The following is a 7,752-nucleotide window of genomic DNA, read 5'->3' as shown; positions in this document are numbered from 1 at the left end:
AAGCGCGTTCTTGTTGTTGGTGCTTCAAGTGGCTACGGTCTATCTTCTCGTATCGCTGCGGCATTTGGTGGCGGTGCTTCAACTATCGGTGTTTTCTTCGAAAAAGAAGGCACAGAGAAAAAGCCAGGCACAGCGGGTTTCTACAACTCAGTGGCATTTGAAAAGTTGGCGCGTGAAGAAGGTCTTTATGCAAAAAGCTTAAACGGCGACGCTTTTTCTAACGAAGCGAAAGAAAAGACTATCGAGCTGATCAAACAAGATTTAGGTCAAATTGATATGGTTGTTTACTCTCTGGCATCTCCAGTACGTAAACTACCAGATTCGGGCGAACTGATTCGCTCATCGCTTAAGCCAATCGGTGAAACTTACACATCAACGGCTGTAGATACAAACAAAGACGTGATCATCGAAGCGAGCGTAGAGCCTGCGACAGAAGAAGAGATCAAAGACACTGTAACCGTTATGGGCGGTGAAGATTGGGAACTTTGGATTAACGCTCTGTCGGAAGCGGGTGTATTGGCTGATGGTTGTAAGACGGTTGCTTACAGCTACATCGGTACTGAGTTAACTTGGCCAATCTACTGGGATGGTGCACTAGGTAAAGCGAAAATGGACCTAGACCGCGCGGCGACAGCTCTTAATGAGAAACTAGCAGCAACTGGTGGCACAGCAAACGTCGCGGTTCTTAAGTCGGTAGTCACTCAAGCAAGTTCTGCGATTCCTGTTATGCCACTGTACATTGCAATGGTATTTAAGAAAATGCGTGAAGAGGGCGTACACGAAGGTTGTATGGAACAGATCTTCCGCATGTTCAGCCAGCGTTTGTACAAAGAAGATGGTAGTGCAGCAGAAGTGGATGATAAAAACCGCCTACGCCTAGATGACTGGGAACTGCGTGATGATATTCAGCAGCACTGTCGTGATCTGTGGCCACAAATCACTTCTGAAAATCTAAAAGAGCTAACTGACTACGTAGAGTACAAAGAAGAGTTCTTGAAGCTATTCGGCTTCGGTGTTGAAGGCGTAGACTACGATGCGGATGTGAATCCAGCAGTAGAAACAGACTTTATTGCGATCTAATTGATCGCGAATTCTGAAACGAAATCCGGAGCCAAAGAACCGGATTTTTATGCAAAAGGTCAGCAATCATGCTGACCTTAAATTTATTACTTAAACGTCGACCAAATTGGTGCGTGATCAGAGGGTTTTTCGATTCCACGCAGTTCGTAGTCGATATCAGATTCTACACACTTCTGTGCCAGTTTTGGCGTTGCAAGAACCACATCAATGCGAAGACCACGGTTGTCATCAAAACCACGTGAACGGTAATCAAACCAAGAGAAACGATCGCTTACTTCAGGGTGAACTTGGCGGAAAGTATCAACAAATCCCCAGTCTAAAAGTGTTTTCAACCATTCACGTTCTTCTGGTTGGAAAGAACACTTACCGGTCTTTAACCAACGTTTACGGTTAGGCTCACCGATGCCAATATCAGCATCGATAGGACTGATATTGATGTCGCCCATCACGATAAGTTGTTCATCGTTACTATGATGATCATTGAGGTAAGTCATTAGGTCGGCATAGAACTGGCGTTTATAAGGGTACTTAGTTTCGTGACTGATATTGTCGCCTTGAGGGAAGTAGCCATTTAATACAGTGACCTTTTCACCGTTGTCATCTTCTAAAGTCACCATGATCATACGCTTCTGGTGCTCGTCATTATCGGTAGGAAACCCCTTCTGAACAGAGATTGGTTCTTTCTTACACAGCATCGCCACGCCGTAGTGCGCTTTTTGTCCGTGAAAGTAAACCTTGTAACCCATGGCTTCAACATCCTCGAGAGGGAAAGCTTCGTCGTGCACTTTTATCTCTTGGAGACCAATAACGTCGGGTTGGTGCTTATCGATGACGGCTTGAAGTTGGTGGAGACGGGCGCGAAGTCCATTGATGTTGAATGAAATAACTTTCATTTCAATTCCTTAGTTTGTGACTGTTCGAATTATAGTGAGATCATACTAGCATCAATTCGGTTTGTAGCGAAGGTAATGGAACGATGGGGCAACAATTAACATTTCTTTAAACTTTCGATTGATCTCTCACTTATTTGTGTTGTAATTCAATAGGTATTAATAAAAGTTATTTGCTCTATCAAATCTTGTGTTTGCTAAAAGGATGTATTATGCGAACGTTATCAGTGCAATGGAAAATTACGCTTTTGGCGGGGTTTTGCCTGCTTGTCACTTCTCTTTCCCTGATTGGGTTTTCGGTTTATAACGCCATTTCTAATCAGCACGAAATCAAACAACAGAGCGCCAACTCTGTGATCGATAAATCAGAACAGATTGTTGAAACTCGTGCTCTACTCAATGCCACCCAGGTTTCTGAGTTTCTCAACGAAGCGCTCTATCGCGCAGAGATGCTGGCCTCAAGTGTCATGTTCCAAAAGAATTTAAGCGAAGAGAACTTCGGTGATAGTGAAGAGCTAAGAACTGCGCTTGATGAAATGACCCGCCGAGCCGTTTTGGATTTCGAGAGCGTGCAAGGTGCATATCTTGTGTTTGAACCTAACATGCTCGATAGCGAAGATAGCAACTATGTCGAAGCAGAATATGTCGGCTCGAATGAAATTGGTCGCTTCGCAGCTTATTGGATGACAGCACAGAACGGTGAAAACGTAGTATCGAACGTGTTGTCAGAGGCGATGCTCAGTGATCCGATCAACAGTGAGCGTTTTTACTGTCCTATCGCTTCCGGTGAAACCTGTATCACAACACCGCGAGTCATTGACCAAGACGGTGTTTCGTTTCTCACTAGTTCGATATCTTTTCCGCTTCTTGTTGAGGGTGAGCCGATCGGATATTTCGGTATCGATCTGCGCTTAGACGGTTTGTCTTCAATTGTAGTGAATTCGGATAGCCAGTTATTTTCTGGCAACGGTAACGTTAACCTGATGAGTCTTGATGGGTCATTGATTGCCAGTGACAATGCAGCCAGCCAAGTGGGTCAACCATTTACCAGCGAAATTATTTCAACAGACAAGCTAACGGATCTCTTGTTTGGTCAGTCTGTACAAACGGATTGGAGTGAGGATGGCCAGTGGTTATATGTCTTTGCGCCGATTATGGTCGCTAACCAAACTTGGGGCATTTTGTTTGATATGCCACGTTCAAGCGTACTCGCCGATGCTGAAGAGTTAGATGCCATTATCAGCCAACAAGTAGAGTCTAGCGTGAGAACTGAATTAATCGCTGGCATTGTTCTGGTCGTCTTGGGGCTTGCGACAATTGCGATCTCAGCTTCTCGCTTAGTGAAACCAATTCGTGAAGTCGTGCTACGACTTGATGATATTGCTTCTGGTGAGGGAGATCTGACGCAACGTCTCGATGTTAAATCTCAAGATGAAATTGGCCAATTAGCGCTTGGGTTCAACAGCTTCTTAGACAAGCTGCAGTCCATTATCAGCGAAGTTGTCGATACTACTAACCAAGTGGGTACTACCACCCAGCAATCACGAGTGGCGGCGCAGCAAACTCGCTCAAGCAGTGATTCTCAGTTTAAAGAGGTAGACTTGGTCGCCACCGCGTCTGAAGAATTGACTCAAACGGCAGGTTTGGTTGTGCAAAATGCACAAGTGGCAGTGCGTGCTGCTGAGCAGGCCAACGAAGCAGCAGCAACCGGTCAGGGTGTGATTGAAAAGTCGCAGCACGAGATGATGAATCTGGTTGAGCGTATGACCGCCGCTGTTCCGGTTGTGGAAGAGCTTGCGGCAAACAATGCTAACATCACCGAGATCCTTGGCGTGATTGAAGGCATCTCGGAGCAAACTAACTTGCTTGCGCTTAATGCGGCCATCGAAGCGGCTAGGGCAGGTGAACAGGGTCGAGGTTTCGCCGTTGTGGCAGATGAGGTGCGTAATTTGGCCAGTCGCACACAAGACTCTGTGGGTGAAATTAGGCAGGTTATTGAAAATGTACAAACCGGCACGCGGGATGTGGTACAAGCGATTCAAGATGGTAACGACTTAGCCAATGACTCGGCAATACAGGTGCAAAACGCCGCGAAAGAGTTGACTCAGATTTTTGAGGCTATTGCGTCTATCAATGATATGAACTCTCAAATTGTCAAAGCAGCAGAGGAGCAGCAATCTGTTTCTGCTGAAGTCAACCAAAGTGTTAGCAACATCCGTGACTTAAGTGCACAGATACTTTCTCAAGCTGAAGAGTCTGAAACGGTAGCTTCGCAAATTGGCGATTTATCAGATAAGCAGCAGCAGTTGGTTAATCAGTTTAAGGTATAACGAAGGCAAGGTTGTTATTGGGAAAAGGGCTTCGAGTGAAGCCCTTTTTATATTTGATCAGTCGAGATACCAATAACCTTTATTGACTAATTCGGTGAGAAGCTGAACAGCAGGTACTTGGTTTGCATTGGCAAAAGTCTCGAGAGTGATTTGCTCGCAATTGCACAAGGCGTTGATAAGCCATGGCGCCTCGACATCAAATACCTCTCCATTGATGTAAACCATATGCGTCGATTGCTCGTGATATAAAGCGCGAACTCCGGACACCTTTTTCAGTACACCTTGCGTGGTTAAGTGTTCTCGTACATCCGACAGTTCGAGCTTTTCATCGGGTTCAACGATATCGAGCTGGTGGCGCGATTGGCTAAGCATAGTCCCCAAGAAGCGTTCAACGTCTTTGTCACTGTTTAATGTCGCTTTGAGCATCTCTGTGAGTAGATGCTTATCGGAAGCTAAAATTTCGCCATGATGCTGTTGGATGTTCATGCTTGGATTGTGCAAATGAACATCGCCCTTGTCATTGGCAAGCACGTAGTCGGCAAAGTGGCTGAGTAACTCCTGCTCTTTTGGCGAGCGATAGCCAATAGAGTAGCTCATGCTCGGCTCTAACGTGTCACCTTCGTGAGGGAACCCCGGTGGTATGTATAGTATGTCTCCAGGCTCGAGAACTTGGTCAATAATGGCATCAAAGCCTTCAATTTGCCTCAGTGCTCCTGCTTGGATTGATTCCTTGTATTGGCCAACGTCTTTGCTCCCTACGCGCCAATGTCGCTTACCACTTCCTTGAATGATAAAGACATCATATTGATCTATGTGCGGACCGACGCCGCCTTTTGGTGCGGAGAAACAAACCATCAGATCGTCAAACAACCAGTTTGGTAACTGTTTAAATGGTTCAATAAGTTGCGCTGAGCCTAAGTGCCAATGGTTACAAGCTTGGACCACCAGTTGCCAGTGTGACTGGTCAAGCGTTTCGAAGTGGGCTTGGTTAAAAGGCCCATGTTGCGCCGTCCATTGGTTTTCTTTATTGGTGACAAAGCGTGAATCTACTTCTTCCTCCATCGCAAGCCCAGCAAGCTCATCTGGGGTGATAGGATCGACGAAATTCTTGAAGCCAGCTTTTATGACAGTGGGTTTCTTATGCCAATACTCAGATAGAAATTGGTCCAGATCAAAACTTAACTGGTACATGAGTTACCTAGTTTGCTTTCTAAATCTGCTTTCACGATTTTTATCGCTTCGAGCGCAGTTTGAGGGTCAACTTCATTGCTTTCGAGTAAATAGATAAGGTCAACGGCGAGTTTTATCTCATCGGGAGCATTGTCTAACCCAGAGTTAGATGAAGGCATTACTGATTTCTCTCTCTGTAAGTAATCTGTTTTTCAATCTTAAGCTTTGCTTCCTGGCAGCGTTTAAGTCGTTGTTCGGTGCTTATTAGTGCTTGCTGCGCGGCTTGTTGTTGGAAAGGCGGGGCGTACTGAAGGGCAAGTTCTTTGTCGCGCACCATTTCCATTAATCGACGTTCCCAGTCTTGGTGCTGGGCCAGTTGTTGGTATAGCTCGTTGATCGGTTTACGGTAATAGCTGCTGTGTTTAGGCTCATTTTTACGAATCTTGGTTGTCGCAAGCTCTCTCTGAATTGCACTAACTTGAGCAAGCAATCGCTCCGTCAAATATTCCGCGCGCATTGCGGTCAGTTTACCTGCATCTTCTTCACGCATAATGCTTTCGAGGGTAGATTGAGTCTCTTTTACGCAAGGCACCAATAACTTGGCTTTGCAGATAAAAAGTCGCTCATCAAACAGCGGTAAGTGATGTTCGCCTCTTTGACGATCGAGCGCAGCCGCATTGATGGCGAGCTGCTCAAGGGTGGATTGCAATTGCTTAACTTTACTCATCTATATCAACCAAGCGTCGTAAGCGAGTTTTACTGCAAGAATACTCACAACAGTAACAAAGACTGGACGGATGAACTTAGCACCGAAGCGAATGGCTGAATGCGCGCCAACAAAAGCACCGGCCATTAAGCATACACCCATGGTCAGCCCGAGTAACCAGTCGATATGGCCCAGTATGGCAAATGTCACTAAAGAGGTGAAGTTACTGGTGAAGTTCATCGCCTTAGCTAGCCCTGATGCTAATAGGATATTGAGTCGATACAGTGCCATTGAACTCACTGTCCAGAATGCACCAGTTCCGGGGCCGGCTACGCCGTCGTAAAAACCTAACGTTAAACCTTGCGCATACTGCTTTCTGTTCAAGATTGGGCAGGGTTGTGGCGACTCATTGTTAACCTTGCTAGGCGTTTTATGCCAGATGGTATAAATCGCAGCTCCTAGAATGATCAGAGGTAGGATTTTTTCTAACCACTCTGTGCTGATCAAATCGACAAATAGAGTGCCGAATATCGCACCAATTAAAGTCGCGATAAAAGCTCGCGTCCAACACTGAGGTTTAAATAGCTTTTTGCGATAATAAGTAAAGGCGGCCGTAGAAGAGGCAAAAGTAGCAGCGAGTTTATTGGTTCCAAGCGCAATATGTGGCGGTAGGCCCAATGACAGTAGTGCAGGAACGGTAAGCATGCCACCGCCACCCGCAACAGCGTCGATAAAGCCTGCTACGAAAGCGACAAGTGCCAACACTAATAGCATGGTTGGCTCAAATAATTCCATATCGTTGTTCTTCTTTATAGTTCTGGGCCCGATGGCCTCTATTATTCAATAACGCGCTTAAATGGTGGCAGAGAGTCAAGCAAGGCACCGCCATATCGTTTAGTCACTAATCGTCGGTCTAGGATGATGACTTTACCAGAATCCCGCTCTTTGCGCAGCAAGCGTCCGACTGACTGAATTAACTTTTTACTCGCTTCAGGTACAGTGATCTGCATAAATGGATTACCCCCTTTGCTTTCGATGTACTCTGCATGGGCTTGTTCAACTGGAGAAGTGGGCACAGCAAAAGGTATTTTGGTAATAATTAGGTTTTCTAAGAGCTCACCGGGTAAGTCTAAACCTTCAGAAAAGCTACCCGTTCCAAACAGCACACTGGTTTTTTGGCACTGTACCAGTGTTTTATGTTTTTTGAGGATTTCTGAGCGCGATTCTTGACCTTGAACTTGCAGAGCCCAACCTTTTTTTACAAAGTCTGCTGATAGGGCTTCGGCAACTTGGTTCATCTGCCAGTAGGATGAAAACAGCACTAGGTTGGCTTTGCTGTTCTCAATCAAATTCGGTAGCTTCTCAATCAAATGATCGGTGAACTGCGGAGCTGAGGGCTCAACGCGCATTTGCGGAACGTGTAGCTCGGCTTGGTTTTGGTAGTCAAACGGAGAGGCGAGGGCCAGAAACCTCACGCCATCTTCCGCTTTTTCGCTTATCCCTGATTGTCGGCAGAAAAAGCTAAAAGAGTTGAGTGCTCGAAGGGTGGCGGAAGTCAGTACTGCCCCCACACAAC

Annotated in this window: 8 protein-coding genes; 2 read left to right on the top strand and 6 right to left on the bottom strand. The window is 45.9% G+C overall.

The genetic code is table 11. From position 1 onward, the window contains the following. Nucleotides 1-1,080: enoyl-ACP reductase FabV (gene fabV / locus QTO00_RS10935; RefSeq protein ID WP_331424833.1), on the top strand; the 1,080-nt coding region annotated here is incomplete at its 5' end. An 86-nt stretch (nucleotides 1,081-1,166) separates the two neighbouring features. Here the strand turns inward: fabV and xthA are convergent. Then, nucleotides 1,167-1,973 carry an exodeoxyribonuclease III gene (xthA, locus tag QTO00_RS10930; RefSeq protein WP_331424831.1) on the bottom strand — a complete coding sequence of 269 codons (807 nt, stop codon included), beginning with the start codon at nucleotides 1,971-1,973 and terminating at the stop codon, nucleotides 1,167-1,169. A 209-nt stretch (nucleotides 1,974-2,182) separates the two neighbouring features. Here xthA and QTO00_RS10925 point away from each other — a divergent pair, with 209 nt between their 5' ends. After that, the gene (locus tag QTO00_RS10925) at nucleotides 2,183-4,300 is read left to right on the top strand and encodes a methyl-accepting chemotaxis protein (RefSeq protein WP_331424829.1); all 2,118 of its coding nucleotides are present in this window, start codon (nucleotides 2,183-2,185) and stop codon (nucleotides 4,298-4,300) included. Between the two features lie 57 nt (nucleotides 4,301-4,357). Here QTO00_RS10925 and QTO00_RS10920 read toward each other — a convergent pair whose 3' ends face one another. The 5 genes from QTO00_RS10920 to QTO00_RS10900 form a co-directional block, all read right to left on the bottom strand. After that, nucleotides 4,358-5,491, bottom strand: a complete 1,134-nt coding sequence (locus QTO00_RS10920; protein WP_331424827.1) for a ribosomal protein uL16 3-hydroxylase — start codon at nucleotides 5,489-5,491, stop codon at nucleotides 4,358-4,360. Then, nucleotides 5,479-5,649 (bottom strand): pleiotropic regulatory protein RsmS, encoded by a 171-nt coding sequence (gene rsmS / locus QTO00_RS10915; protein WP_331424826.1) that lies wholly within the window; start codon nucleotides 5,647-5,649, stop codon nucleotides 5,479-5,481. Before rsmS ends, QTO00_RS10920 begins: the two co-directional genes overlap by 13 nt. Beyond that, nucleotides 5,649-6,197 (bottom strand): primosomal replication protein, encoded by a 549-nt coding sequence (locus tag QTO00_RS10910; RefSeq protein ID WP_331424824.1) that lies wholly within the window; start codon nucleotides 6,195-6,197, stop codon nucleotides 5,649-5,651. The genes rsmS and QTO00_RS10910 overlap by 1 nt, the downstream gene beginning before the upstream one ends. After that, nucleotides 6,198-6,971 (bottom strand): sulfite exporter TauE/SafE family protein, encoded by a 774-nt coding sequence (locus QTO00_RS10905; RefSeq protein WP_331424823.1) that lies wholly within the window; start codon nucleotides 6,969-6,971, stop codon nucleotides 6,198-6,200. A gap of 41 nt (nucleotides 6,972-7,012) precedes the next feature. Beyond that, the coding region (locus QTO00_RS10900) for a helicase C-terminal domain-containing protein (protein ID WP_331424821.1) at nucleotides 7,013-7,752 on the bottom strand (740 nt) is incomplete at its 5' end.

This window comes from Vibrio sp. M260118 (assembly GCF_036533755.1).
Taxonomy (GTDB): domain Bacteria; phylum Pseudomonadota; class Gammaproteobacteria; order Enterobacterales; family Vibrionaceae; genus Vibrio.
The sequence above is the reverse complement of the archived record's forward strand: the minus strand, read 5'-3'. Positions and strand labels throughout refer to the sequence as shown.